The sequence below is a fragment of the Cyanobium sp. PCC 7001 genome (assembly GCF_000155635.1).
GTDB lineage: Bacteria > Cyanobacteriota > Cyanobacteriia > PCC-6307 > Cyanobiaceae > NIES-981.
The window spans coordinates 657,576-682,098 of the sequence record NZ_DS990556.1 but is presented as its reverse complement, the minus strand read 5'-3'; the positions used below and the strand labels follow the sequence as shown (position 1 = coordinate 682,098).

Genomic DNA, 24,523 nt, shown 5'->3' with positions numbered 1-24,523 from the left:
TTGTGGCAACGGTTGCAGAGCTGCTCCATCCGGTCGAGGCGGATCTCGATACCCTCCTGGCCGATCTGCGCAGCCTGATCGGAGCGGGCCACCCCATCCTTCAGGCCGCCGCCGAGCACCTCTTTGCAGCCGGTGGCAAGCGGCTGCGCCCCGGCATCGTGCTGCTGCTCTCCCGCGCCGTGGCCCCGGACGGGGAACTCACCCCGCGGCACCGGCGCCTGGCGGAGATCACGGAGATGATCCACACCGCCTCGCTGGTGCACGACGACGTGGTGGACGAGGCCGCCACCCGGCGCGGCGTCGACACGGTGCACAGCCGCTTCAACCACCGGGTGGCCGTGCTCGCCGGCGACTTCCTTTTCGCCCAGGCCAGCTGGCACCTGGCCAACCTCGACGACCTCGATGTGGTCAAGCTGCTCAGCCGCGTGATCATGGATCTGGCCGACGGCGAGGTGAAGCAGGGGCTGTTCCGCTACGACACCACCCAGAGCTTCGAGACCTACCTCGAGAAGAGCTACTGCAAGACGGCCTCGTTGATCGCCAACAGCGCCCGGGCCGCCGGCGTGCTCTCGGGTCTGCCGGCGCCACGGCTCGATGACCTCTATCGCTTCGGCCGCCAGCTGGGCCTGGCCTTCCAGGTGGTGGATGACATCCTCGACTTCACCGGCAGCGACCAGCAGCTCGGCAAACCCGCCGCCAGCGACCTGGCCTCCGGCTACCTCACCGCCCCTGCGCTCTACGCCCTGCAGGAGCGCCCGGCCCTGGCCGGCCTGATCGAGCGGGAATTCTCCGAGGAGGGCGACCTCGAGCAGGCCCTCGAGCTGGTGCGCGGCTGCGATGCCATCCCCCGCTCGCGGGCGCTGGCCGAACAGTTCACCCGGGAAGCCGCCGAAGCCCTGGAGTGGCTGCAGCCCTCCGAGCCCCGCAGTGCGCTGCGGGCCCTGCCGGATTTCGTGCTCAGCCGCCTCTACTGACGCGACGCACTGGCCACTCCTCAGGGGAGCGGCACCGCATGGAGCGACGCCAGCCACTCCACCCCTGGCGGGTAGAGGCTCCGCTCGGCGTCGGCAGGGGCCAGCACCCACACCCGGCAGCCGGCCGCCACCGCGGCATGGCTGCCCGCGATCGAATCCTCGAAGGCCCAGGCGTGCTCGGGAGCCACCCCCAGGCGCCTGAGGGCCAGCAGAAAGATGCCGGGGTCAGGCTTGCCCCGCTGCAGCTCGGGGTCGTCGCCCATCACCCGCACCGTGATCGCCTCCAGCCAGGGGTGGGGGGCGCACTTCACCGCCACCGCCGCCGCCGCACTGCTGGTGGCGAGGGCCATGGGGATCCGGAGCCGCTGGCAGCGCTGCAGCAGCTCGGGGGCGCCGGCGATCGGGGCGGCCCCGGGCAGCAGCCGGTTGGCGATCGGCTCCCGCACTGCCAGCAGCTCCTCCAGGCTCACCCGCCCCGGCAGCAGGGCCTGCACGCTGCGGGCGCAGTCCAGGCGCCGGCGGCCCCGCAGGCTCTGGAGCTGGGCGTCGGTGAGCTCCGCGCCGAACCGGCGCGCCGCCTCCCGCCAGGCCTGCCCCTGCAGGGGCTCGGTGTCCAGCAGGAGACCATCCAGATCGAATAGACAGGCCAGAGGCAGAGACATGCCGCGATCCTCTCAGTCCGAAGGTCTCGCCGGCACGGAATCACCTGGCTGCACGGCCCGTGGTGCAGCCCGGCCCTCCCTGGGGTCATTCCGTCCGCGGCCATTCCACGCTGAAGCGCTCCGGCCGTCCGCAGGCTTCGGGGTGGAGCCAGGTCCAGCGGGTCCAGAGCTGCAGGTACAGCGAGGTGCCGGCCGGACCTGCCCCGAAGCCGCTGCCCACCCGGTCCCCCCACACCACCGGCTGCGGTGAACCCGGTGGCCTGCGTTGCAGCCAGGCCCTGCGCTGCGAGGTGTGCAGGATCGGGCGGCCGTCGTAGCGGAAGCAGGGTTGGAGCGAACCCACGGCAGTGGGGGCGATCCGGAACCACACCCTCTTGCTGCGGTGCAGGTACCAGAACCACCAGCGGCGGCCCGGCATGGGGCGGTTATGGGCGGTGGAGAAGGCCTCCCCCGGGACCCGCCCAGGAGGCTGGTGCGAGGGGGCCATCAGGGAGTCCGAAGGGAGCCCGGGATGGTTTCAGCCTGAGCGGTGAGCGGTCTCGGGGAAGGGTCTCCGATCACAATGGAGCGGTCGCCGACCGACCCACGATGCCTGACGCCACGATCGAATCCGTGCTTCAGGAGGAGCGCGTGTTCGCACCGCCGGCGGACCTGGCGGCCTCGGCCCGCATCGGCAGCATGGAGGCCTACCGTGCACTGGCGGAGGCGGCAGCGGCCGACCCCGATGGGTTCTGGGGTGCGCAGGCCCGTGAACACCTGCACTGGTTCACGCCCTTTCACACCGTGCTCGACTGGAGCAACCCGCCCTTTGCGCGCTGGTTCGAGGGGGGCACCACCAACCTCAGCGTCAACTGCCTCGATCGCCACCTCGACGGCCCCCGCGCCGACAAGACGGCCCTGATCTGGGAAGGGGAGCCGGGCGACACGCGCCACTTCACCTACCGCGAGCTGCACGCGGCGGTGTGCCGTGCCGCCAACGCCCTCAAGGCCCTCGGCATCGGCAAGGGTGATCTGGTGGCGCTCTACATGCCGATGGTGCCGGAGGCCGCCATTGCCATGCTGGCCTGCGCCCGCATCGGTGCCCCCCACTCGGTGGTGTTCGGCGGTTTCTCGGCCGAGGCGCTGCGCGACCGCCTGATCGACGGCGAAGCGAAGCTCGTGATCACTGCCGACGGCGGCTTCCGCAAGGACAAGGCCGTGTCGCTCAAGCCGGCGGTGGATGCGGCCCTGGCCGGCGGCTCCGCCCCCAGCGTGGAGCACGTGCTGGTGGTGCGGCGCACCGAGCAGGACTGCACCATGGCGGACGGCCGTGACCGCTGGTGGCACGAGCTCGTGGACGGCCAGAGCGCCGAGTGCCCGGCCGAACCGATGCAGAGCGAGGACCGCCTCTTCGTGCTCTACACCTCCGGCTCCACCGGCAAGCCCAAGGGGGTGGTGCACACCACCGCCGGCTACAACCTCTGGGCCCACCTCACCTTCCAGTGGATCTTCGACATCCGCGAGGACGACGTGCACTGGTGCACCGCCGATGTGGGCTGGATCACCGGCCACAGCTACATCGTGTACGGACCGCTCTCGAACGGTGCCACCACCGTGATGTACGAGGGGGCCCCCCGGCCATCCAAGCCGGGGGCCTTCTGGGAGGTGATCCAGAAGCACCGGGTGAGCATCTTCTACACGGCGCCCACGGCGATTCGCGCCTTCATGAAGAGCGGGCGGGAGGTTCCCGACCGGTACGACATGTCCACTCTGCGGATCCTCGGCACCGTGGGGGAGCCGATCAACCCGGAGGCCTGGATGTGGTACCGGGATGTGATCGGCGCTGACCGCTGCCCGGTGGTGGACACCTGGTGGCAGACCGAGACCGGCGGCGTGATGATCAGTCCCCTGCCCGGGGCCACCCCCACCAAGCCGGGCTCCTGCACCCTGCCGCTGCCGGGCATCGCCGCCGACATCGTGGATCTGGAGGGCCGCTCCCAGCCTGCCGACGCCGGTGGCTACCTGGCGGTGCGCCGCCCCTGGCCCGGCATGATGCGCACGGTCCATGGCGATCCCGAGCGGTTCCGCCGCAGCTACTGGGAGCACATCCGCCCGGCCGATGGCAGCTGGCTCTACTTCGCCGGCGACGGTGCCCGCCGCGATGCCGACGGCTATTTCTGGGTAATGGGCCGGGTGGATGACGTGATCAACGTGTCCGGCCACCGGCTCGGCACCATGGAGATCGAATCCGCCCTGGTGAGCCATCCCGCCGTGGCGGAGGCCGCTGTGGTGGGCCGGCCCGATGACCTCAAGGGCGAGGGGATCGTGGCCTTCGTGACCCTGGAGGGGGGGCGTGACGGGGACGACAGCCTGGCCGCTGAGCTGCGCCGCCATGTGGGCCAGGAGATCGGCCCGATCGCCCGGCCCGATCTGATTCACTTCAGCGATGCCCTGCCCAAGACGCGCAGCGGCAAGATCATGCGCCGGATCCTTCGCTCCCTGGCGGCGGGCCAGGAGGTGAGCGGCGACACCTCCACCCTGGAGGACCGCTCCGTGCTCGATCAGCTGCGGGTGTGACGCCCATGGGCCGCAAGGTGCGCCGCCTGCAGGCCTCGCTGCTGACCAGCTTCTTCCGGGGGCTGCTGATCGTGGTGCCCGCCTACCTCAGCTTTCTGCTGGTGGTGAAGGCCATGAAGGCCGTCTCCGGCCTGGTGCAGCCGGTGGCGGTGTTGGTGCCGGATTCCCTGCCGGTGGAGAAGGTGCTCTCGCTGCTGTTGCTGGCAGGGGTCTGCCTGCTGGTGGGTTTCCTGGTGGCCACGCCGGCGGGGCATGCGCTGCACCAGCGGCTGGAACGCCGCCTGTATGACCGCATTCCGGGCTATTCGCTGTTCCGCAGCCTGTTCCAGCAGATGCTGGGCTACAGCGAGGAGAACGTGTGGAAGCCGGCCTTCTTCGAGAGCGATGAGGGCCTGCTGCCTGCGTTCGTGATCGAGGAGTTCGAGGATGGCCGCTTCACGGTGTTCGTGCCTTCCATTCCGACGCCCTTTGCCGGAGCGGTGTACGTAGTGGATGCCAGCCGCGTGCACCTGCTCGATGTGCCCTTCACCGAGGCGATGCAGAGCGTGGCGCGCTGGGGGTCCGGCAGCGAAGCCATGGTGAAGGCCTTCGAGCAACGCCACGGACCGCTGCAGCCCAAGTCCCTGGAGTGACAGCAGGCCTGCCGATCAATCCGCCTGCCTCGATCCCCAGACGCTGATCTGCTCCGCCAGCCGCTCCATGCGCCGCTGCCGCCCCGGGTCGTCGGCCCATTCGCCCAGCAGCTGCTTGCGCAGGGCGCCGCTGGCCGGGGTGAGGTGATCACCCGGCAGCTCCAGCAGCGTTGAGGCGTCCTCCGCCCGGCCCTGCAGCACGCCGATCAGCCGGCCGCTCTGGTCGATGCCGTCACGGCTGAACCGCACCAGCAGGTTGCGGGGCTGGAGGTAGCTGCCGGCGATCTGCTCCAGCGTCTGCTCCGGCGAGGGGCTGAATTCGCTGCGGAAACGCAGCTGCTGGCCGATCTCCGCCAGGAAGGGAATGGAGCGCTCCGCCGAGAAGTTGTTGAAGCTGAGGGCGGCGAGGCCATCACAGCGGCGACCGCCATCGGGGGCGAGCAGATGCAGCTTGCAGCCGAGGCTGTGGCCCAGGCGCAGCAGGTGCTGCCGAGGCGCACCCACCGGCACGGGCTCGAGTTCCCGCAGCTGCCGGAACTGGCGCCAGGCTGTGTTGGCCTGGGCCTGGTGATCGAAACCCGGCACGTAGCTCCAGGCATGCACCCGCCAGCCGCGGCCGGCCAGGGCCTCCAGGAAGCGCCGATAGCTGAGCTGGGGCGTGGCGGCCAGGTAGCTGCCGCCGATGAATTCGATCAGCCCGCGGGGGGTCTCCACCGGCTCAAGGGTCCAGATCTCGCCCCGCTGACGCCAGCCGGTCATCGCCACCCCGTCATGGCCACCCCGTCAGCCCTCAAGCGGCCTGGAGCGCCCGCAGGGCGTCGAGCGCCTCCCGGCGGTGGGCGGCGCCATCGAGCAGGTTGTTGAACACGTGGCGGATCACCCCCTCCCCGTCGATCACGTAGGTGACCCGTCCTGGCAGCAGCCCCAGCACGCTGGGCACACCGAAGGCCTTGCGCAGGGCATTGCCCCGATCCACCAGCAGGGGAAAGGGCAGGTTGTGACGCTGGGCGAAGCGCTGGTGGCTGGCGGCATCGTCACCGCTCACGCCCCATACCTCGGCGCCGAGAGCCTGGAGATCCGAAAAGCTGTCGCGGAAGGCGCAGGCCTCCATGGTGCAGCCCGGGGTGTCGTCCTTCGGGTAGAAGAAGAGCACCAGCGCTCGGCCGCCCAGCTGGTCACTGCGGCGTTCGGTGCCGCTCTGGTCGGCCAGAGCGATCAGGGGGGCGCGGTCGCCCACGGCAAGACCCATGCGGTTGGCAGGTGATTGTGCGAACCCTAGGCAGCGGCACCAGCCTGCCGGTTGCCGCAGCTGGGACGATGGGGTCAGCCTCCCTTCCGTCGATGAGCGGCTCCCCTGCGCAACCCAGCGGCTCCTGGCAGCAGCAGGATCTGCTGAGCGGCCTGATGCTCTCCACCCCGGCAGCGGATGCGCCCACCGTCGCTGCGGCCGAGACCACAGACCCCTCCGCTCCCCCCGTGCCCGTGGTCTCCCCGACCCCCGCACCCGCAGGCCCGGAACCCCTGCCGCAGACGCTGCTCATCCTCGACACCGAGACCACCGGTCTCGATCCGGAGCAGGACCACTGCCTGGAAGTGGGCGCGATCCTGTTTCACGTGCCCAGCCGCGCCGTGCTGAGCCAGATCTCCTTTCTGCTGCCGGTGCGGGAGAACCCGGCCGAGGCCATCAACGGCATCGCCGCCGCCACCACGCGCCTGCCCCAGCCCTGGCGCCAGGGACTGAGCTGTTTCGAGGCGATGGCCGCTGACGCCGACGCGGTGCTGGCCCACAACGCGGCCTTCGATCGCCAGTGGTTCGGCCGCGGGGAGCTGCCCGCCCTCGGGGCGCCCTGGATCTGCTCGATGGAGGACATCCGCTGGCCGGCGGAACGGGGACTGCGGCCCAACCCCTCCGTGCGCGATCTGGCCCTGGCCTATGGCGTGCCCGTCTGGGCGGCCCATCGGGCCCTCACCGACTGCATCTACCTGGCGCAGGTGTTGCAGCGCTGCGAGGAGCTGGAGGCCTTGTTGGTGGTCGCCCGCGAACCGCGCCGACTGTTCCGGGCCCAGCTCTCCTACGCCGAGCGGCACAAGGCCAAGCAGGCCGGCTTCCGCTGGAACGATCCGGTGCCCGGGGCCTGGAGCCGGCGGCTGAGCGCCAGGGAGGTTTCGGCCCTTCCCTTTCCCGTGGTGCCCGTGGAGCCATCCCAACGGGCGGCCTGAGGGCCTGGGCCACGGATTTCCTTCCAGTGGATGAAGGCCTCCGGTGGATTCCCCTCGCCACGCGGCAACGTCATCAGCCTGGGAGCATCCGGGCCGTGATGCCATCGCCAGCACCGTTCATTCCAACCGCCACCCCGAGCCCCGCTCGCCGCGGCGACAACTCGGCCGCTGGCAGGTGAGCCGCAGCTGGGCCCGGCTGATCCGGGAGGCCGAGGCGCTCTGGCGGGTGGATGTGCGCGCCCTGAGGCGCATCGCGGCCCAGGAACTGGGACAGCTCCACCGCGAGGTTCCCGCGACCCTGCGGCACCAGGTGAACCGCTGGCTGGAGGGCTTCCGGGTCAGCACCCGACTGATCACGTCCGCCCTGCCCGTCGGGTTCACGGCGGAGGGGGCTGAACGGGAGGGCGGCGGCCCGTGCACTGGGTCGGCAACGGTGATCGAGCCAACCGGCACTGAGCCGGCTGATCGACAGCATGAACCCTGAACCCGCGCCCCTGGAGGAGTCTGGGGATCAGGGAACCGTCAGGCCGGTGAAATCGGAGCGGCGGGATTTGAACCCACGACCCCCACTACCCCAAAGTGGTGCGCTACCAAGCTGCGCTACGCCCCGGCGGAACAGAAGCTATCACAACGCTTTGCGGCGTCTGAGCCGGCGCAGCAGCCGGGCCGCCAGCCGCTCCCGCGCCATCCCCGCATAGCCGCATAGGCGCAGCCTGCGGGCCAGCAGGCGCAGCTCCGCCAGGGACATGCTGGCCAGCCGCAGTTCCGGCAGACGCTGCCAGGCCACGGCCGCCGGTGCCAGCAGCTGACGCTGCTGACGGCCCTGGAGCCCGAGCATCAGACCACCGGCCATCCACTCGGGCACGAGCACGAACAGCACGGCCAGAAGCCCGTAGAGCTCCACCAGTCCCGTGGGCAGGGGGTGGAGCTGGCGCTCGCTCGGTTCCTGGGGTGCCTGCGGAGGATCGGTCACGTCACGGTCAGCGCTCGGGTGGTGGCCGGCGATGGGAACGGCCGGCCGTCGAGGCGGACGGAGGGAGCGTCCTTCCACTGCATCGGCAGCTCCTGCCGGGGGTGGAGCTTCACGGTCCAGAACACCAGGGCGAAACACAGGCCCACGGTGGCCAGCAGAGCCACGATCACCACGCGGTCGGGCAGGGGAGTCATGGACGTGGCTGAGGACGTCGGCACCCAGTGTGGGTCACACCCGCTCGGTGCGGGTGCACTGGATCCGGCTGGGCAGCTGCTCGAGGGTGAGGATGTCGCCCTTGAGGATCAGGCTGCGGCCCTGGTTGCGGTAGCGGATCCCCGGAAGCTGGGAGGGTTCCCGGAAATAGGTGCTGCGGTAGCCGCCGCTGATCAGCGAGGCCTGGGAGTCGTTGCGCTCCAGCAGCACCCGGCCGCGGTTGGGGCAGAGGAAGCTCTCGGTGGTGTCGTAGTTCTCCCACCAGGGCGACGCCTGGGCCATCAGCGCCAGAACCAGCAGCAGCGGAGACATGGGGCAGGAGGCGGGGCGAGAGACGGGAGCTGTGGCCGGACGCGCGGCGAAGTGTGGGCGCCACGCCAGGACACGCTAGGAACCGCAGGGATCGCCGCGGATGCCGCAGGTATACCGCGATCGGGATCTCCGGATCCAGAACGGACGCCGCAGGGCCATGGCCCCGCAGCGTCTCCCTGCGGCATTCTCTGGACCATCCCCGCCAGCGAGCAGGTGTCGATACAGGCCTCGGTGCTGCTGGGCGGGGTGTTGCTGCTGCTGGGCATCGCCTCCAGCAAATTCTCGGCGCGGCTGGGGGTGCCCGTGCTGGTGCTGTTCCTCGGGCTGGGCATGGTGGCCGGCTCCGAAGGACTGGGCGGCATTCCCTTCGAGGATTACCCGCTGGCGAACAACGTGGGCAGCGTGGCCCTCGCCCTGATCCTGTTCGACGGCGGACTGCGCACCTCGCCGGCCTCGGCGCGCCGGGTCTGGCGGCCGGCGCTGGCGCTCTCCACCCTGGGTGTGCTGCTCACCTCCCTGATCACGGGGCTGGCAGCGGCCTGGGTGCTGGGGATGCCCATCCTGCAGGGGCTGCTGCTGGGCAGCATCGTGGGTTCCACCGATGCGGCAGCGGTGTTCTCCATGCTCCGCACCAGTGGACTGAAGCTGCCCGAGAAGCTCACCGCCACGCTCGAGGTGGAGAGCGGCTCGAACGATCCGATGGCGATCTTCCTCACCATCGGCCTGATCGGCGTGATCAGCGGCGAGGCGGATTCGGCCCAGGCCCTGCTGCTGCTGTTTCTGGCCCAGTTCGGCGTGGGCAGCCTGTGCGGGGCCGCCGTGGGCGTGCTGGCGGCCCGAGCCGTCAACCGCATCAACCTCGACTACCCCGGCCTCTATCCGCTGCTGGCGCTCGGCTTCGGACTGGTGGCCTTCGGTCTGGCGTCCGTGCTGGGGGGCAGCGGCTTTCTGGCGGTGTATCTGGCCGGAATGGTGATCGGCAGCAGCTCGCTGGTGTTCCGGCCGGGCATCCTCGCCTTTCACGATGCCATCGCCTGGTTGGGGCAGATCGTGCTGTTCGTGATGCTCGGTCTGCTGAGCTTCCCCAGCCGGCTGCTCAGCGTGGCCTGGGCCGGACTGCTGATCGCCCTGGTGCTCATCCTGGTGGCCCGGCCCCTGTCCGTGGCCGTGGCGGCGCTGCCCTTCCGCTACCGGCGCCGGGAACTGGTGTTTCTCTCCTGGGTGGGCCTCAAGGGGGCGGTGCCGATCACCCTGGCCACCTTCCCCTTGATGGCGGGCATCCCCCAGAGCCAGCTGATCTTCAACGCCGTGTTCTTCGTGGTGCTCCTTTCGGCGATCACCCAGGGCTGGTCCCTGCCGCTCGTGGCCCGTGCCCTGGGTATCGGCCGTCCGGCCGACCCCACCCCGGCCCTCACCGTGGAGATCAACGCGCTGCGCCAGGTCGATGGCGAGATCGTGGACTACACGGTGAAACCCACGGCACTGGTGGCCCGCAGGTCTCTGCGCCAGCTGGTCCTTCCCGATGGGGTGCTGGTGACCCTGATCCTGCGGGGGAAGCAGGTGGTGATGCCCCGTGGCGGCACGGTGCTGCTGCCCGGCGATCACGTGTTCATGGCCATGCGCACCAGCCTTCAGCCCCTGATCGATCGCCTGTTCGATCCGGATCCGTCACCCGCGCTCGAGGCTGCTGCAGTTCCCTCCCTGCCAGACGATCTGCAACTGGCCTTCAGAGCCTCCACCACGGTGGAGCAGCTGCACCGGTTCCTCGGGTTGCCGATGGATCCGCCGCTGCCGAAGGTGATGGCCGAATCCAGCCTGGGCTCACTGCTCGCGGCCGCCCAACCGCCCGGTGCCGTGGTGCTGGGAGGCCTCACCATCGAGGCCGGTGCGGATCGGGAGTTGGTGCGGGTCAGACGCTGATCGGTGCGTTGTCTCCCCGCAGCACGCAGTGGGGGATGGACCAGTCGTACTGCTGCCAGACGGACGCCGGCAGTTTGTAGTCACAGCCGGGGAAGTCGCTGAGCTCCACGCCGGTGGGCTGGGCCGAGCAGTAGGGACGGCTGCCGGGCTTGGCCAGGTACTGCTGGTGGTACGTCTCGGCCGACCAGAAGCGAACGCCGCGGCGGATCTCGGTGGTGATCGAGCCGTGGCCGGCCGCGCTCAGCAGGCCCTGGTAGGCCTCCCGGCTGGTCTCGGCCAGCACCCGATCCTGGTCGCTGCTCACGTAGATGGCGGAGCGGTACTGCGATCCCCTGTCGTTGCCCTGCCGGTCGCCCTGGGTGGGGTCATGGCATTCCCAGAAGAGCTTGAGCAGATCGGCGAAACCGACGCTCTGGCGGTCCCACACCACCCGCACCACCTCGGCATGGCCCGTGCGGCCTGAGCACACCTGCTGGTAGCTGGGATCCTCCAGCGCGCCGCCGGCGTAACCCACGGCCGTGCTCACCACCCCCGGCAGGCGCCAGAACCCCTTCTCGGCCCCCCAGAAACAGCCGCAGCCGAACAGCACGTCGGACTGGGCGGCGGTGACGGGGGCATCGATGGGGGTTCCCAGCACAGCGTGGAGCCGCTCTCCCGACGCTGTCGCCGGCTTCTGGAACAGTCCGAACACCACAGTCACGCATCAGCCTTCACCCTAGGCAGCATGCCCCTGGCTTCTGGCGCCGGGAATCCCGACCGATCCGCCCGATCAGGGCTGTCAGAGCGGTGGCGTGCCGGTGTTCGGTTCCAGGGCGATGTGGTTGAGCAGCGTGGTGGTGAACGCGAACAGCAGGAAGGGCAGGGACAGCACCAGGATCAGACCCACGCCCACCAGGGCCACGATCGGCTTGCTGGCCCCCATCAACGCCAGGCCCGCGGCGAGGCTGGCGAAGATCACCAGCATCCAGATCAGGATCTGCCCGTAGATGTCTCCGAACGTGAGGGTGCAGCGCAGGTTGTAGGCCTGGGTCGAGACCCTGGGCTCCACGGTGGTGGCGGACGACATGGAAGGCTGCGGGGGAGGGGCCGGCGGCGGGCGCGATGATGGTCAGCTGCCGCTACCACTCAAGCCAGCGGCAGCTCCCCTGGCTCTGTTGCTCAACAACTGTTGAGACACGGTGGTGGACTCACGCCGATGCACAAGGCGCGCCGGGCACCAGCCGCCGCCCGCTCAGCCCGCCGTCCGCTCAGCCCGCCGCCCGCAGTTGTTCGGTGGCCTGCTCCCTGGCCCAGAGCCGCCGGTAGGTGCCTGGCATCGCCAGCAGCGTCTCGTGGTCGCCTTCCTGCACCAGACGCCCGGCCTCAAGCACCAGGATCCGATCGCAGGCGGCGGCCGCCGAGAGCTGGTGACTGATCATCAGGATGGTGCGGCCCGGCCTGGATCCTTCCTGCTGCTGGCCCTGGCTGCGGATGGTGCGCAGGATCTGGGCCGCGGTGGTGTTGTCCACGCTGGCCAGGGCGTCGTCGAGCACCAGCAGCGGGGCCTCCACCAGGAGGGCCCGGCCGAGGGCGGTGCGCTGCCGCTGGCCTCCGCTGAGGGTGATGCCGCGCTCCCCCACCAGGGTGCGGTAACCGTCCGGAAAGCCCTTGACGTCCGCTTCCAGCCGGGCCTCCCGCGCCGCCGTCTCGACGGCCTGCATGGGCGCATCCGGCTCGCCGTAGCGCAGGTTGTCGGCAAGGGTGGCCGTGAACAGGTAGCCCTCCTGGGGAACGAGCGCCACCTGGCCGCGAAGGTCCTCCAGGCTCAGCCGGGTGATGTCCACCCCGTCGAGCCAGAGCTCGTTCGGTGCCACGTCCACCATGCGGCCGATGGCCCGGGCCAGGGTGGTCTTGCCACAGCCCACCGGACCCACCACGGCCACCAGTTCACCGGGCTCGAGCCTGAAGCTCACATCCACCAGCGCGGGACGCGGAGCCTCCGGGTAGCGCACCGTCAGGCCCCGGGCCTCGAGGGCGCCCCTGCCCCGCTGCCGCAGAGGCTGGGGCTGGGCCGGGGAGGTGATCAGCGGCTGGCGCCGCAGCAGCTCCTCGATCCGCTCCAGGCTCACCTGGCCCGTCTGGAAGGTGTTGAGGGTGAAGCCGAGCAAGGCGGTGGGAAACACCAGCCGTTCCACGAACAGGATCAGGGCCACCAGATCGCCGATGGTGAGCCGGCCGCTCTCCAGCTGGCCGCTGCCCAGGGCCAGCAGCAGCAGCAGGCTGATCGAGGAGATGCCCTCCAGCAGCGGGAAGAGGGTGCTGCGGGTGCGAGCCAGTCCGAGGGCGGCATCGCGGTAGCGGCGGTTGCGCCCGGCGAAGGCCTCCTGCTCGGTGGCCTCCTGGCCGTAGATCTTGATGGCGCTGATGCCGGAGAGATCCTCCTGGATCAGGTCGCTGAGGCCCGCCAGCGCCTCCTGCTGGCGCCGCTGCTGCCGCATCATGCGGCCGCCGAACAGCCGCACCGTGATCAGCATCAGTGGGTAGAGCCCCACGGCCGCCAGGCTGAGCCAGGGATCGATCGACAGCATCGCCGGCAGGGTGAGGCTGTAGGCCAGGGCCGTGTTGGTGAGGCTGAGCACGGCGAAGCCCAGCAGCCGCCGCACGTTCTCCACGTCGCTGGTGGCGCGGCTGATCACCTCGCCGCTGCCGGCGGTCTGCACCCAGCCGGGTTCCTGCAGCAGCAGGTGATCGAAGATGGTCTGCTTGAGGTCGGCCTCCACCTGGCGACCCACGCCGAACACCAGCAGCCGCGACAGCAGCCGCACGGCACCCATCGCGGTGGCCAGGCCCATGATCAGGGCCGCCTGCAGCAGCACATCCCGCAGGGAGAAGCCGTCCTGGAGGTCGTCGATCACCCGCCGCACCAGCAGGGGGATGCTGACGCTCAGCAGGTTCACCACCACCAGCGCCGCGACGCCCAACAGCACCGTGCGCCGGTGGGGTCGCAGATAGCGTCGGATCAGATCGAGCCGGAAGGCGGCCACGCGGCCATCACGAACGTGGGCCCAACCTAGAGATTACGGCGGGCCGAACCGCCCCCATCCCACTGGCCCCTTCCGCACCCCTTCGCCGCCATCGTGCTCCATGCCCCCGTCTGCCCCATCCCAGCCCGGCGCCGATGGTGCGCCCCTCCAGAGCCATCCGCTCCAGGCCCAGGACCGGGCGGTGGTGGATCGGCTGCTGGCCGCCGACCCACCGACGGACGCCGATCTGGTGGATGCCGCGCGCCTGCTGATGCGTTACGAAGGATTTCCCGGCGCCCACGACATCCAGGACGATCTGGCCAAGACCCTGCGGTTCTGGCAGCTCGATCGCGACGCCCTCCACGCCCGCACCCGTGCCATCTGGGCTCAGGGCTACAGGCCCGCTCCCGCAGCCTCGGAAGCCGTGGGCTCAGGGTTCGACACCGCCTCCCAGGAGGGTTGAGCAAGCAGCTTGAACCGTCATGGCACGCCCATCGCCGTTGTCTTCTTAACGACGCAGCGCCCCGGTTCGGGTGATAGTGGAAGGGTCCCCATCACCCGGCCCGGCGTGCCTTGCACCCGGGCTTTTTTCTTGCCCGATTCTTGTCCCCATCCTTGCCCCTCCGGTGGTAACGGGGCCAGTGGCGGCAGTGTCTCCAGAGCAGAATGCCTGCCGCTGCTGCTTGCCTGCGCCGATGGCTTCCTCCACGCCGATGGCTCCCGCTCTGACCTGGCCGGCCCTGCTGGAGACCCTGCTGCAGGGGCGTGACCTGTCGGCGGCGGAGGCGGACGCGCTGATGCGGGGCTGGCTGGCGGAGGAGATTCCCCCGGTGCTCACCGGTGCCCTGCTGGCGGCCCTGCGGGCCAAGGGGGTGGGGGCCGAGGAGCTGGCCGCCATGGCGGCCGTGCTGCGTCAGGCCTGCGCCCTGGAGGCGACGGCCCTGCCCCCCATCGAGCTGGTGGACACCTGCGGCACCGGGGGTGACGGCGCCGACAGCTTCAACATCTCCACGGCGGTGGCCTTCGTGGCCGCAGCCTGCGGCGTGGCGGTGGCCAAGCACGGCAACCGCAGCGCCAGCGGCCGGGTCGGCTCCGCTGACGTGCTCGAGGCCCTGGGCGTTCATCTGCAGGCCCCCCAGGAGCAGGTGCTGGCGGCGCTGCCGGCAGCGGGGGTGACCTTTCTGTTCGCCCCGGGGTGGCATCCGGCGCTGGTGGGCCTGGCACCGCTGCGGCGCAGTCTGGGCGTGCGCACGGTGTTCAACCTGCTGGGCCCTCTGGTGAATCCGCTGCGGCCCGCCGCCCAGGTGCTGGGCGTGGCGCGGCCCGAGCTGCTGGACCCCATGGCCGGAGCCCTGGCCCGCCTCGGGTTGCGCCGTGCCGTGGTGGTGCATGGGGCCGGCGGCCTGGATGAGGCCTCCCTGGCTGGGGTGAACGCGCTGCGGCTGGTGGAGAACGGCCAGGTACGCCCGGACAGCCTGGACCCCGCCAGCCTCGGCATGGCGCCCGCTCCCGTGAGCGCACTGGCCGGAGGGGATCTGGCCACCAACCAGGCCATTCTCGAGGCGGTGCTGCAGGGCCGGGGCACCCAGCCGCAGCAGGATGTGGTGGCGCTCAACGCGGCCCTGGTGCTGTGGGCGGCCGGCGTGGTGGACAGTCCGGCCGAGGGTTGCGAGCCGGCCCGCCAGGCGATGGCGGATGGGACGGCCTGGGAGCGGCTGCTGGCCTTGAGGGAAGCCCTGGCACCGGCCTGAGGACGGCGGCGGTGTCCGCTCGGTGATCGTTCACACCGGCAGCCGCGTCGCCACGGGGGATGATCGACGCACGGCCTGCCGCGCGCCGGCACGCTCCGTCAGCTCCGTCTCCCTTCGTCAACGTGACTGCGTCCTCTCCAGCCGCTCTCCTGGTGCTCGCCGACGGCACCCTGCTGCGCGGTGAAGCCTTCGGTGCCATCGGCACGGCCATCGGCGAGGTGGTGTTCAACACGGGCATGACCGGTTATCAGGAGGTGATGACCGACCCGAGCTACTCCGGGCAGCTGGTCACCTTCACCTACCCCGAACTGGGCAACACGGGGGTGAACGCCGCCGACCAGGAGGCCGACCATCCCCACGTGCGGGGGGTGATCGCGCGCCAGCTGGCCCCTGTGGCCAGCAGCTGGCGGGCCGAGTCCGATCTCAGTGCATGGCTGCAGAGCCATGGCGTGGTGGGCATCCGCGGTGTGGACACCCGCGCCCTGGTACGCCACCTGCGGGAGGGCGGCGCCATCAACGGGGCGATCAGCAGCGACGGCACCAGCCCGCAGGAGCTGCTGAACCAGGTGGTGGCGGCCCCCTCGATGCAGGGGCTCGACCTGGCGTCCACCGTCACCACCCCTGAGCCCTACACCTGGGACCAGCCCTGCGTGGCCGCCTTCGACACCCGCATGCAGGTGAACCCCGAGCGTCCCTACCGGGTGGTGGCGATCGACTTCGGCATCAAGCGGGCCATCCTGGATCGCCTCGTGGCCCATGGCTGCGTGGTCACGGTGCTGCCGGCCACCGCCAGCCTCGAGCAGGTGCTGAGCCACGATCCCGAAGGGGTGTTCCTCTCCAACGGCCCCGGCGACCCGGCCGCGGTCACCACCGGCGTGGAGCTGGCGCGCGGGTTGCTGCAGCAACCGAACCTGCCCGTGTTCGGGATCTGCATGGGACACCAGATCCTGGCCCTCGCCCTCGGGGGACGGAGCTTCAAGCTGGGCTACGGCCACCGCGGCCTCAACCATCCCTGCGGCAGCCCTGGCCAGGTGGAGATCACCAGCCAGAACCACGGTTTCGCCATCGAGGCCGACTCCCTTCCAGCCGATCGGGTGGAGATCACCCACCTCAACCTCAACGACCGCACGGTGGCGGCCCTGGCGCTGCGCGACCAGCCCGTGTTCGGCATCCAATACCACCCGGAGGCCAGCCCCGGGCCTCACGACGCCGACCACCACTTCGCCCGTTTTGCGACGCTGATGGCCGAGCGCCGCGGCTGACCGGCCCCAGAAAGCCGCCTCAGTGGGCGCCTTTCTGCAGATGCCGGCCATCTCTCTACACTCCCCGCAGAACAGCCAAGGGGGCGGAGCCATCAACGACCTGCAGCGTCTGACGGTGTCACTGCGCGGCGGCTTCGAGCAGCAGGCCCGCTGCCAGCTCTTTCGGTTCACCGGGCAGCTGGATGCCTACTCCGACAAGCAGTTCGGAACCTTCATCGCCGAGCACCGCAGCCCCGGCCAGCCCCTGGTGGTGGATCTCAGCCACATCGACTTCATCGATTCCTCCGGCCTCGGTGCCCTGGTGCAGCTCGCCAAGCAGTGCAACGCCGACAAGCAGACCTTTCTGGTGGTGGGCAATGCCCGGGTGGTGCAGACCGTGAAATTGGTGCGGCTGGAGGACTACCTCCATCTCCAGCCCGATCTGGCCACCGCGCTTGACAGCCTCGCCGCCTGAGCCCGGCCGTGCGACAGCCGCCTGGCTGAGGGGGCTCCAGCCCCGGCGCCCCGCCGGTGAGCTGGGCGTGCTGCAGCTGGCCTGGCTGGGGGATGCGGTATGGGAGCTGCATCAACGGTTGAATCGCTGTCGTGAAGCCGCCCGGGCCCTGGATCTGCACCGTCAGGTGGTGGCCTCAGTGCGGGCCGACGCCCAGGCCCGCCAGCTCGAGCGCCTGGATCCCTGGCTCCAGAGCAGTGAGCGGGAGCTGGTGCGGCGGGCCCGCAACAGGGCTGGCAGGGGGCCGAGGGGAGGGGATCCGGCGGCCTACGCCAGGGCCACGGGCTTCGAGGCGTTGCTCGGCTGGTTGTTCCTCCACGATCCTGAGCGGCTGGTCGAGCTGCTAGATCACTTGGAGGACAACAATCCATAAGACCTGGCGACCATGAGCCCGCGATTCGAACGCCGTCCGGACAAACGGACGGGGACAGGGGGCCGTGGGGCCGCACGGCCAGGCCGTGACAATGCCTGGCAGGGGAAACGCGACCGCAGCCGCGAGGTGCGCCGCCCCGGCACCGGTCCGGACGCTGAGGGCGGCGCGGCGCGGCGGGGATCAGCCGGCGGTGGCTGGGAACGGGCCCGCCCGGCAACCCCCCGCAGCCAGGGGGAGCGGGGATCCTTCGTACGGCGCTCGCCCAGCCGCGCCAGCGGTGGAGGCCGGGACGGGCGCAGCCGTGATGGCGGCAGCCGTGAGTGGGGGGCGGGACCTGCCCGCCGGGATGCGCCCGCCAGGGGGCCGGCCCGGCGCTACGACGCTGCCCGTGGCGGCGGCACGGACCGCAGCGATGTCCCCGCTCGCCGCTACGGCAGCTCCGCGGCACCGATCCGTGAGGCCCGGGAGCCCGCCAACCAGCGCTCCATCGAGCCCGAGGCGGACCAGCACGGCCAGGACCAACCCGCCGACCTGATCTGGGGCCGCCATTCCGCCCAGGCGGCCCTGGAGAGCGGCCGACCGATCCACCGGATCTGGTGCACGGCCGAAATGCGCTTCAGCCCCCGCTTCCTGCAGCTGCTCCGTGAGGCCAAGAGTTCCGGCGTGCTGGTGGAGGAGGTCACCTGGGCGCGGCTGGGGCAGCTCACCGGCGGCGCCGTGCACCAGGGCATCGTGCTGCAGACCGCGGCCGCCGAGACGCTCGATCTGCCCAGCCTGATCGAGGGGTGCCGGGGCATCGGGGAGCCGCCGCTGCTGATGGCCCTCGATGGCATCACCGATCCCCACAACCTCGGTGCGATCGCCCGCAGTGCCGAGGCCCTCGGCGCCCATGGCCTGGTCCTCCCCCAGCGCCGGAGCGCCGGACTCACCGGCTCGGTGGCCAAGGTGGCTGCCGGAGCCCTGGAACACCTGCCGGTGGCCCGGGTGGTGAACCTCAACCGCGCGCTCGACAGCCTCAAGCAGGAGGGGTACCGCGTGATCGGGCTGGCCTCGGAGGGCAGCGTGAGCCTCGAGCAGGCCGATCTGGAGGGTCCTCTGGTGATCGTCACCGGCTCCGAGGCCGACGGGCTCGCCATGCTCACCCGCAAGCACTGCGACCAGTTGGTGAGCATTCCGCTGCGGGGTGCCACCCCCAGTCTCAATGCCTCGGTGGCCACGGCCCTGCTGCTCTACGAGGTGGCCCGCCGCGGCTGGATGAAGGGGCTGAAGGGAGGCCAGCCTGCACCCCGGCTGCAGCGGCCCCGCATGCCCGTGGCCGCCGCCAGCGAACCTGGGCCCGTGCCATCCCAGGCCGCTCAGGCCGGAGCTGATCGCCCCGAACCCGCTCAACCGGAAGCGGTTGACGCAGAGCCGCTGCACCACGGGGCCGCCCAGCCTGAAGGCCACCAGCTCGCCGGCCTTGACGCCAGCGTTCAGGCCTCCGGTCACGCCGAGCGGGCGGTCGCCTCGGCCACGGAGGCACCACCTGCCGCGGCACCACCTGCCGCGGCACCACCTGCCGCGGCAGCACCGGCAACGGAAGCTCCGGCTGGTGAAGCGGCGATCCCTGAAACGCCCCTGCCCGAGCCCGTTTCCGACGCCCCAGCCGGTCAGGTCCCTGACGCTGAACCCGCCCCGGCGCCCGAGGATCCATGGGGCGCCACCCGGGCTGCCGCGCTGAGCTTCGCCCGTGACGTGCAGTTGTGATCCCGGGCCCTGGCAGGGGCCGGTCACCCTGCACAATGGCCCTTGCCTGACCCCGCATCCATGAACCCCTTGCTCTGGCCTGTGCGCAGCTGCGCCAACGGTCTGGGTCTGGCCTGGTGGGCCCGGGTGCGCACGCAGTCGCCCGATGTCACCTACTGGTTCGGTCCCTTCGTGCGCCGCCGCACCCTCGAAGCCGAGCTGCCGGCCTTCGTCGAGGACCTGCGCGCCGAAGCCCCGGCTTCCCTTGAGGTGGAGCTGCTGCGCACCCGCCGCGGCGAGCCCCTCACCGAGCTGGGCTGATAGCGTCCAGAGCTGCTGGTGAACGGTTGGATGGGCATCGCCGAATGGCGTGAGCAGCTGGAGCGCGGCGAGGTGTCCGCCCGCGAGCTCACCGACCACCACCTGGCGCGGATCGACGCGGTGGACGGCAGTGTGAAGGCCTTCCTCACCGTCACGGCCGAGCGGGCCCGGGCCGACGCCGATCGGATCGATGCGGCCCGGGCGGCCGGTGAGCCCTTGTCGCCGCTGGCCGGCATTCCGCTCGCCATCAAGGACAACCTCTGCACCGCGGGGATCGCCACCACCTGCTCCAGCCGCATGCTGGAGAGCTTCGTGCCGCCCTACGAGTCCACCGTCACGGAGCGGCTGTGGCAGGCCGGCGCCGTGCTGCTCGGCAAGACCAATCTCGATGAGTTCGCCATGGGCAGCTCCACCGAGACCTCCGCCTTCGGGCCCAGCCACAACCCCTGGGACCCGGAGCGGGTGCCCGGCGGCAGCTCCGGGGGCAGTGCCGCAGCCGTGGCGGCCGGTGAATGCGTGGCCGCCCTCGGCTCCGACACGGGTGGCTCCATCCGTCAGCCGGCGGCCTTCTGCGGGGTGGTGGGTCTCAAGCCCACCTACGGCCGGGTGAGCCGCTACGGGCTGGTGGCCTTCGCCAGCTCTCTCGACCAGGTGGGCCCCTTCACGCGCAGCGTTGCGGACGCTGCCGAACTGCTGCAGGTGATCGCCGGGCCCGATCCGCGGGATTCCACCTGCCTGCGGTTGCCCGTGCCGGACTACCGCACCGCCCTGCGTCAGCCCGTGGCGGGCCTGCGGGTGGGCGTGGTGCGCGAGTGCCTCGAGGCGGAGGGTCTCCAGGCCGAGGTGAAGGCCTCCGTGCTGGCCGCTGCCAGCCAGCTCGAAGCCCTGGGCTGCGAGCTGGTGGACGTGAGCTGCCCGCGCTTCAACGACGGCATCGCCACCTACTACGTGATTGCGCCCTCGGAGGCGTCCGCCAACCTGGCCCGCTACGACGGGGTGAAGTACGGCCACCGCGCCGAGGGGGTGGAGAATCTGGCCGAGATGACGGCCCGAAGCCGTGCCGAAGGCTTCGGCGACGAGGTGCAGCGCCGCATCCTGATCGGCACCTATGCCCTCTCGGCGGGCTATGTGGACGCCTACTACAAGAAGGCCCAGCAGGTGCGCACCCTGATCCGCCGCGACTTCGACCGGGCCTTCGAGCAGGTGGACGTGCTGCTGACACCCACCTCGCCCACCACCGCCTTCGCCTTCGGGGCCCACACCGATGACCCGCTGGCCATGTACCTGGCCGACCTGCTCACCATTCCGGCGAACATGGCGGGGGTGCCGGCCATCAGTGTGCCCTGCGGCTTCGATCAGCGCGGCCTGCCGATCGGCGTGCAGTTCATCACCAACGTGCTGGAGGAGGGCAGGCTGCTGCAGGTGGCCCACCACTACGAGCTGGCGGCGCGGGTGATGGAGCGGCGGCCGGAGGCGGCGCTCGCCGTCTGAACCGTCGCCGCGGCGGCACCACATCTGGTGGAGGCGATCTACGCTGGCCGCTACAGGCGCCGCCCTCCTTGGCTTTCGTACCCCTCCACAACCACAGCGACTACAGCCTCCTGGACGGGGCCAGCCAGCTGCCGGCCATGGTGGAGCGGGCGGTGGAGCTGGGCATGCCCGCCCTGGCCCTCACCGACCACGGGGTGATGTATGGCGCCATCGAGCTGCTGAAACTCTGCTCGAAGGCCGGCATCAAGCCGATCATCGGCAACGAGATGTATGTGATCAACGGCGCGCTGGATGATCCCAATCCCCCCAAGAAGGAGCGCCGCTACCACCTGGTGGTGCTGGCCAAGAATGCGGTGGGTTACCGCAACCTGGTGAAGCTCACCAGCATCAGCCACCTGCGGGGCATGCGCGGTCGCGGCATCTTCGCCCGCGCCTGCATCGACAAGCAGCTGCTGCGCCAGCACAGCGAGGGGCTGATCGTGGCCACCGCCTGCCTCGGGGGTGAGATTCCCCAGGCGATCCTGCGCGGCCGCCCTGACGTGGCCCGGCAGGTGGCGGCCTGGTACCAGGAGGTGTTCGGCGACGACTTCTACCTGGAGATCCAGGATCACGGCGGCCTGGAGGATCGCATTGTCAACACCGAGATCGCCCGCATCGGTCAGGAGCTGGGCATCGAACTGATTGCCACCAACGACGCCCACTATCTGAGCGTGGGGGATGTGGAGGCCCACGACGCTCTGTTGTGTGTGCTCACCGGCAAGCTGATCAGCGATGAGAAGCGCCTGCGGTACACGGGCACCGAGTACATCAAGAGCGAGGCCGAGATGCTCGCTCTGTTTGCGGACCATCTCGAGCCGGATGTGATCCGTCGCGCGGTGGCCAACACGGCCCAGGTGGCCGAGAAGGTGGAGGACTACGACATCCTCGGCCGCTACCAGATGCCGCGCTTCCCCATTCCGGAGGGGCACACGGCCGTGAGCTACCTCAGTGCCGTGGCCGAGCAGGGCCTGCGGGATCGGCTGGAGCTGGCAGCGGAGGCGCCCTTCGAGCCTGCCTACGGCGAGCGGCTGCGCTTCGAGCTTGAAGTGATGGAGCAGATGGGGTTTCCCACCTACTTCCTGGTGGTGTGGGACTACATCCGCTTCGCCCGCGAGAACCGCATACCGGTCGGGCCTGGCCGGGGTTCCGCGGCAGGTTCCCTGGTGGCCTATGCCCTGGGCATCACCAACATCGATCCGGTGGTGCATGGCCTGCTGTTCGAGCGCTTCCTCAACCCCGAGCGCAAGTCGATGCCTGACATCGACACCGATTTCTGCATCGAACGGCGCGGGGAGGTGATCGATTACGTGACCCGGCGCTACGGCGAGGACAAGGTGGCCCAGATCATCACCTTCAACCGCATGACCTCGAAGGCGGTGCTCAAGGATGTGGCCCGGGTGCTCGACATCCCCTACGGCGATGCCGACCGTCTCGCCAAGCTCATCCCCGTGGTGCGGGGCAAGCCCGCCAAGCTCAAGGAGATGATCGGGCCGGAGTCGCCCGCTGCGGAGTTCCGCGAGAAATACGAAAAGGATCCCGATGTGCGCCGCTGGGTAGACATGGCCATGCGGATCGAGGGCACCAACAAAACCTTCGGCGTTCATGCCGCCGGTGTGGTGATCGCGGCCGACCCCCTTGATGAGCTCGTGCCGCTTCAGCGCAACAACGACGGCCAGGTGATCACCCAGTACTTCATGGAGGACGTGGAGTCGATGGGCCTTTTGAAGATGGATTTCCTGGGCCTCAAGAACCTCACCATGATCGATAAAACCCTCGATCTGGTGCAGCAGAGCACCGGTGAAACCGTCGACCCGGACAAACTTCCCCTCGACGATGCGGCCACGTACGGACTGCTGGCCCGGGGGGATCTGGAAGGCATCTTCCAGCTGGAATCCAGCGGCATGCGGCAGATCGTGCGGGATCTCAAGCCGTCATGCCTGGAGGACATTTCCTCGATTCTGGCCCTCTACCGTCCGGGGCCATTGGATGCGGGGCTGATCCCCAAGTTCATCAACCGCAAGCATGGCCGTGAGGCGATTGATTTCGCCCACGACAAACTCCAGCCGATCCTGAATGAAACCTACGGGATCATGGTGTACCAGGAGCAGATCATGAAGATCGCCCAGGATCTGGCGGGCTACTCCCTGGGCGAAGCCGATCTGCTGCGGCGGGCCATGGGCAAGAAGAAAAAGAGCGAGATGGAAAAGCACCAGACCATCTTCGTGGAGGGAGCCACCCGGCGGGGGGTGGACACGAAGGTGGCCGAGGCCCTGTTCGAGCAGATGGTGCTGTTCGCCGAATACTGTTTCAACAAGAGCCACTCCACGGCCTATGGCGCCGTGACCTTCCAGACCGCCTACCTCAAGGCCCACTACCCCGTGGCCTACATGGCGGCGCTGCTCACGGTGAATGCCGGAGCGTCGGACAAGGTGCAGCGCTACATCGCCAACTGCAATGCCATGGGTATCGAAGTGATGCCTCCCGATGTGAACGCATCGGGCATTGATTTCACCCCCGTCGGCGATCGCATCCTCTTCGGGCTCTCCGCCGTGCGCAATCTCGGCGACGGGGCCATCCGCCAGCTGATCGAGGTGCGCCAGGAGGATGGACCGTTCCGCTCCCTGGCGGATCTCTGCGATCGCATCCCCGGCCAGCAGCTGAACCGCCGGGCCCTCGAGGCCCTGATCCATTCCGGAGCCCTCGATGCCCTCGAGCCCAGCGGCAACCGCGCTCAGCTGATGGCCGACTTGGATCTGATCCTGGACTGGGCCAGCTCCCGCGCCCGCGACCGCGCCAGCGGCCAGGGCAACCTGTTCGACCTGATGGCCTCGAGTTCGGCCGCGGAGCCGGCCAGCGCTGGCGGTGCCGGCGGCGGCGATCTGAGCACGGCCCCCAAGGCGGCCCCGGTGAACGACTATCCCCCCACCGAGAAACTGCGGCTGGAGAAGGAGCTGGTGGGGTTCTACCTCTCGGATCACCCCCTCAAGCAGCTGGGGCGTCCGGTGCGGCTGCTGTCGCCGGTGGCCCTCGCCACCCTGGAGGAACAGCCGGACAAGGCCAAGGTGAGCGCCGTGGCGATGGTGCCGGAACTGCGCCAGGTGACCACGCGCAAGGGCGATCGCATGGCGGTGCTGCAGCTGGAGGATCTCACCGGCAGCTGCGAGGCGGTGGTCTTTCCCCGCGCCTACGCCCGCCTGGCCGACCACCTGATGGTGGATGCCCGCCTGCTGGTGTGGGGCTCCGTGGATCGCCGGGACGACCGGGTGCAGCTGATCGTGGATGACTGCCGCTCCATCGACGATCTGCAGCTGCTGATGGTGGAGCTGGAGGCGGAACAGGCCGCCGACATCGCCATTCAGCATCGCCTGCGGGAATGCCTGCAGCGCCATCGTCCTCCCCTGGATGACGTGGGGTTGCGGGTGCCTGTGGTGGCGCTGGTGCAGCAACGGCAGGAGACCCGCTTCGTGCGGCTCGGTCCGCAGTTCTGCGTGGCCGATGCCGCAGCGGCCCTCGACACCCTGGCAGCGGCGGATTTCCGTGCCCGGATCAGTGCCCCGCTGATGGCGGCCTGAGTGGCTGCTGGTCAGCAGGCCCGAACAGCGGC

Annotated in this window: 25 protein-coding genes and 1 tRNA gene; 15 read left to right on the top strand and 11 right to left on the bottom strand. The window is 70.0% G+C overall.

The window, feature by feature from the left end; translation table 11 throughout:
• Positions 1–2 precede the first annotated feature (2 nt).
• On the top strand, positions 3–974 hold the full coding sequence (gene sds, locus CPCC7001_RS03335; protein WP_006909717.1) for a solanesyl diphosphate synthase: 972 nt from the start codon (positions 3–5) through the stop codon (positions 972–974).
• A gap of 20 nt (positions 975–994) precedes the next feature.
• Here the strand turns inward: sds and CPCC7001_RS03330 are convergent, their stop codons facing one another.
• Both CPCC7001_RS03330 and CPCC7001_RS03325 read right to left on the bottom strand, forming a co-directional pair.
• The gene (locus CPCC7001_RS03330) at positions 995–1,636 is read right to left on the bottom strand and encodes an HAD family phosphatase (protein ID WP_006910977.1); all 642 of its coding nucleotides are present in this window, start codon (positions 1,634–1,636) and stop codon (positions 995–997) included.
• 85 nt (positions 1,637–1,721) lie between these two features.
• Positions 1,722–2,123 carry a hypothetical protein gene (locus CPCC7001_RS03325; RefSeq protein WP_225867161.1) on the bottom strand — a complete coding sequence of 134 codons (402 nt, stop codon included), beginning with the start codon at positions 2,121–2,123 and terminating at the stop codon, positions 1,722–1,724.
• Positions 2,124–2,224: 101 nt separating this feature from the next.
• On the opposite strand from CPCC7001_RS03325, the gene acs reads away from it, so the two are divergent.
• On the top strand, positions 2,225–4,192 hold the full coding sequence (gene acs / locus CPCC7001_RS03320; protein WP_006909127.1) for an acetate--CoA ligase: 1,968 nt from the start codon (positions 2,225–2,227) through the stop codon (positions 4,190–4,192).
• 5 nt (positions 4,193–4,197) lie between these two features.
• The gene (locus CPCC7001_RS03315; RefSeq protein WP_006910913.1) at positions 4,198–4,824 is read left to right on the top strand and encodes a hypothetical protein; all 627 of its coding nucleotides are present in this window, start codon (positions 4,198–4,200) and stop codon (positions 4,822–4,824) included.
• 15 nt (positions 4,825–4,839) lie between these two features.
• On the opposite strand, the gene CPCC7001_RS03310 is transcribed toward CPCC7001_RS03315, so the two are convergent.
• A complete protein-coding gene (locus CPCC7001_RS03310; RefSeq protein ID WP_006910519.1) occupies positions 4,840–5,583 on the bottom strand; it encodes a DUF1350 family protein in 744 nt (247 codons plus the stop codon).
• Between the two features lie 31 nt (positions 5,584–5,614).
• Positions 5,615–6,073: a peroxiredoxin gene (locus CPCC7001_RS03305; RefSeq protein ID WP_006909988.1), complete on the bottom strand. Its 459-nt coding sequence runs from the start codon at positions 6,071–6,073 to the stop codon at positions 5,615–5,617.
• A 92-nt stretch (positions 6,074–6,165) separates the two neighbouring features.
• Between CPCC7001_RS03305 and CPCC7001_RS03300 the strand changes: the two genes are divergently transcribed.
• Together CPCC7001_RS03300 and CPCC7001_RS15985 are read left to right on the top strand one after the other, a co-directional pair.
• Positions 6,166–7,044 carry a 3'-5' exonuclease gene (locus tag CPCC7001_RS03300; RefSeq protein WP_006909062.1) on the top strand — a complete coding sequence of 293 codons (879 nt, stop codon included), beginning with the start codon at positions 6,166–6,168 and terminating at the stop codon, positions 7,042–7,044.
• A gap of 43 nt (positions 7,045–7,087) precedes the next feature.
• Positions 7,088–7,528 (top strand): hypothetical protein, encoded by a 441-nt coding sequence (locus tag CPCC7001_RS15985; RefSeq protein WP_006909839.1) that lies wholly within the window; start codon positions 7,088–7,090, stop codon positions 7,526–7,528.
• 52 nt (positions 7,529–7,580) lie between these two features.
• Here the strand turns inward: CPCC7001_RS15985 and CPCC7001_RS03290 are convergent.
• The 4 genes from CPCC7001_RS03290 to CPCC7001_RS03275 all read right to left on the bottom strand — a co-directional run bounded on the left by CPCC7001_RS03290 (position 7,581) and on the right by CPCC7001_RS03275 (position 8,542).
• Positions 7,581–7,654 (bottom strand) — tRNA-Pro (locus tag CPCC7001_RS03290).
• A gap of 15 nt (positions 7,655–7,669) precedes the next feature.
• Entirely contained in the window at positions 7,670–8,017 is a 348-nt protein-coding gene (locus tag CPCC7001_RS03285; RefSeq protein WP_006909377.1) for a hypothetical protein, read from the bottom strand.
• Positions 8,014–8,211, bottom strand: coding sequence for a hypothetical protein (locus tag CPCC7001_RS03280; protein ID WP_006909432.1), 198 nt, complete (start codon positions 8,209–8,211; stop codon positions 8,014–8,016). The genes CPCC7001_RS03285 and CPCC7001_RS03280 overlap by 4 nt, the downstream gene beginning before the upstream one ends.
• A gap of 34 nt (positions 8,212–8,245) precedes the next feature.
• On the bottom strand, positions 8,246–8,542 hold the full coding sequence (locus CPCC7001_RS03275; protein ID WP_006911803.1) for a hypothetical protein: 297 nt from the start codon (positions 8,540–8,542) through the stop codon (positions 8,246–8,248).
• 213 nt (positions 8,543–8,755) lie between these two features.
• On the opposite strand from CPCC7001_RS03275, the gene CPCC7001_RS03270 reads away from it, so the two are divergent.
• Positions 8,756–10,462: a potassium/proton antiporter gene (locus tag CPCC7001_RS03270; protein ID WP_156796662.1), complete on the top strand. Its 1,707-nt coding sequence runs from the start codon at positions 8,756–8,758 to the stop codon at positions 10,460–10,462.
• Here the strand turns inward: CPCC7001_RS03270 and msrA are convergent.
• The 3 genes from msrA to CPCC7001_RS03255 all read right to left on the bottom strand — a co-directional run bounded on the left by msrA (position 10,452) and on the right by CPCC7001_RS03255 (position 13,485).
• Positions 10,452–11,156 carry a peptide-methionine (S)-S-oxide reductase MsrA gene (gene msrA / locus CPCC7001_RS03265; RefSeq protein WP_006911559.1) on the bottom strand — a complete coding sequence of 235 codons (705 nt, stop codon included), beginning with the start codon at positions 11,154–11,156 and terminating at the stop codon, positions 10,452–10,454. The genes CPCC7001_RS03270 and msrA overlap by 11 nt on opposite strands.
• Positions 11,157–11,240: 84 nt before the next feature.
• On the bottom strand, positions 11,241–11,528 hold the full coding sequence (locus CPCC7001_RS03260) for a hypothetical protein (RefSeq protein WP_006910694.1): 288 nt from the start codon (positions 11,526–11,528) through the stop codon (positions 11,241–11,243).
• Positions 11,529–11,709: 181 nt separating this feature from the next.
• Positions 11,710–13,485, bottom strand: coding sequence for an ABC transporter ATP-binding protein (locus CPCC7001_RS03255; RefSeq protein WP_006909205.1), 1,776 nt, complete (start codon positions 13,483–13,485; stop codon positions 11,710–11,712).
• Positions 13,486–13,585: 100 nt separating this feature from the next.
• Here CPCC7001_RS03255 and CPCC7001_RS03250 point away from each other — a divergent pair, with 100 nt between their 5' ends.
• The 9 genes from CPCC7001_RS03250 to CPCC7001_RS03210 all read left to right on the top strand — a co-directional run bounded on the left by CPCC7001_RS03250 (position 13,586) and on the right by CPCC7001_RS03210 (position 24,491).
• Positions 13,586–13,927 carry a DUF3288 family protein gene (locus CPCC7001_RS03250; RefSeq protein WP_006910304.1) on the top strand — a complete coding sequence of 114 codons (342 nt, stop codon included), beginning with the start codon at positions 13,586–13,588 and terminating at the stop codon, positions 13,925–13,927.
• A 250-nt stretch (positions 13,928–14,177) separates the two neighbouring features.
• Entirely contained in the window at positions 14,178–15,215 is a 1,038-nt protein-coding gene (trpD, locus tag CPCC7001_RS03245; RefSeq protein ID WP_083782562.1) for an anthranilate phosphoribosyltransferase, read from the top strand.
• Between the two features lie 152 nt (positions 15,216–15,367).
• On the top strand, positions 15,368–16,477 hold the full coding sequence (carA, locus tag CPCC7001_RS03240) for a glutamine-hydrolyzing carbamoyl-phosphate synthase small subunit (RefSeq protein ID WP_006910048.1): 1,110 nt from the start codon (positions 15,368–15,370) through the stop codon (positions 16,475–16,477).
• Positions 16,478–16,517: 40 nt separating this feature from the next.
• A complete protein-coding gene (locus tag CPCC7001_RS03235; protein WP_083782664.1) occupies positions 16,518–16,931 on the top strand; it encodes an STAS domain-containing protein in 414 nt (137 codons plus the stop codon).
• 25 nt (positions 16,932–16,956) lie between these two features.
• A complete protein-coding gene (locus CPCC7001_RS03230) occupies positions 16,957–17,343 on the top strand; it encodes a ribonuclease III domain-containing protein (RefSeq protein ID WP_043369440.1) in 387 nt (128 codons plus the stop codon).
• Between the two features lie 12 nt (positions 17,344–17,355).
• Entirely contained in the window at positions 17,356–19,089 is a 1,734-nt protein-coding gene (gene rlmB, locus CPCC7001_RS13935) for a 23S rRNA (guanosine(2251)-2'-O)-methyltransferase RlmB (RefSeq protein ID WP_083782560.1), read from the top strand.
• A gap of 60 nt (positions 19,090–19,149) precedes the next feature.
• On the top strand, positions 19,150–19,389 hold the full coding sequence (locus CPCC7001_RS03220; RefSeq protein WP_006911065.1) for a DUF1816 domain-containing protein: 240 nt from the start codon (positions 19,150–19,152) through the stop codon (positions 19,387–19,389).
• 30 nt (positions 19,390–19,419) lie between these two features.
• Positions 19,420–20,880 (top strand): Asp-tRNA(Asn)/Glu-tRNA(Gln) amidotransferase subunit GatA, encoded by a 1,461-nt coding sequence (gene gatA, locus CPCC7001_RS03215; RefSeq protein ID WP_043368561.1) that lies wholly within the window; start codon positions 19,420–19,422, stop codon positions 20,878–20,880.
• A 68-nt stretch (positions 20,881–20,948) separates the two neighbouring features.
• Positions 20,949–24,491 carry a DNA polymerase III subunit alpha gene (locus tag CPCC7001_RS03210; RefSeq protein ID WP_006909657.1) on the top strand — a complete coding sequence of 1,181 codons (3,543 nt, stop codon included), beginning with the start codon at positions 20,949–20,951 and terminating at the stop codon, positions 24,489–24,491.
• The last annotated feature ends 32 nt before the right edge of the window (positions 24,492–24,523 follow it).

Bases quoted from the DNA above. Each gene is read 5' to 3' on its own strand.
- CPCC7001_RS03325 (WP_225867161.1), bottom strand. From the start codon at position 2,123: ATGGCCCCCTCGCACCAGCCTCCTGGGCGGGTCCCGGGGGAGGCCTTC.
- CPCC7001_RS03260 (WP_006910694.1), bottom strand. From the start codon at position 11,528: ATGTCGTCCGCCACCACCGTGGAGCCCAGGGTCTCGACCCAGGCCTAC.
- CPCC7001_RS03315 (WP_006910913.1), top strand. From the start codon at position 4,198: ATGGGCCGCAAGGTGCGCCGCCTGCAGGCCTCGCTGCTGACCAGCTTC.
- CPCC7001_RS03300 (WP_006909062.1), top strand. From the start codon at position 6,166: ATGAGCGGCTCCCCTGCGCAACCCAGCGGCTCCTGGCAGCAGCAGGAT.
- CPCC7001_RS03220 (WP_006911065.1), top strand. From the start codon at position 19,150: ATGAACCCCTTGCTCTGGCCTGTGCGCAGCTGCGCCAACGGTCTGGGT.
- CPCC7001_RS03310 (WP_006910519.1), bottom strand. From the start codon at position 5,583: ATGACCGGCTGGCGTCAGCGGGGCGAGATCTGGACCCTTGAGCCGGTG.
- CPCC7001_RS03235 (WP_083782664.1), top strand. From the start codon at position 16,518: ATGCCGGCCATCTCTCTACACTCCCCGCAGAACAGCCAAGGGGGCGGA.
- CPCC7001_RS03330 (WP_006910977.1), bottom strand. From the start codon at position 1,636: ATGTCTCTGCCTCTGGCCTGTCTATTCGATCTGGATGGTCTCCTGCTG.
- CPCC7001_RS03305 (WP_006909988.1), bottom strand. From the start codon at position 6,073: ATGGGTCTTGCCGTGGGCGACCGCGCCCCCCTGATCGCTCTGGCCGAC.
- rlmB (WP_083782560.1), top strand. From the start codon at position 17,356: ATGAGCCCGCGATTCGAACGCCGTCCGGACAAACGGACGGGGACAGGG.
- CPCC7001_RS03280 (WP_006909432.1), bottom strand. From the start codon at position 8,211: ATGACTCCCCTGCCCGACCGCGTGGTGATCGTGGCTCTGCTGGCCACC.
- acs (WP_006909127.1), top strand. From the start codon at position 2,225: ATGCCTGACGCCACGATCGAATCCGTGCTTCAGGAGGAGCGCGTGTTC.
- CPCC7001_RS03250 (WP_006910304.1), top strand. From the start codon at position 13,586: ATGCCCCCGTCTGCCCCATCCCAGCCCGGCGCCGATGGTGCGCCCCTC.
- trpD (WP_083782562.1), top strand. From the start codon at position 14,178: ATGGCTCCCGCTCTGACCTGGCCGGCCCTGCTGGAGACCCTGCTGCAG.
- CPCC7001_RS03275 (WP_006911803.1), bottom strand. From the start codon at position 8,542: ATGTCTCCGCTGCTGCTGGTTCTGGCGCTGATGGCCCAGGCGTCGCCC.
- gatA (WP_043368561.1), top strand. From the start codon at position 19,420: ATGGGCATCGCCGAATGGCGTGAGCAGCTGGAGCGCGGCGAGGTGTCC.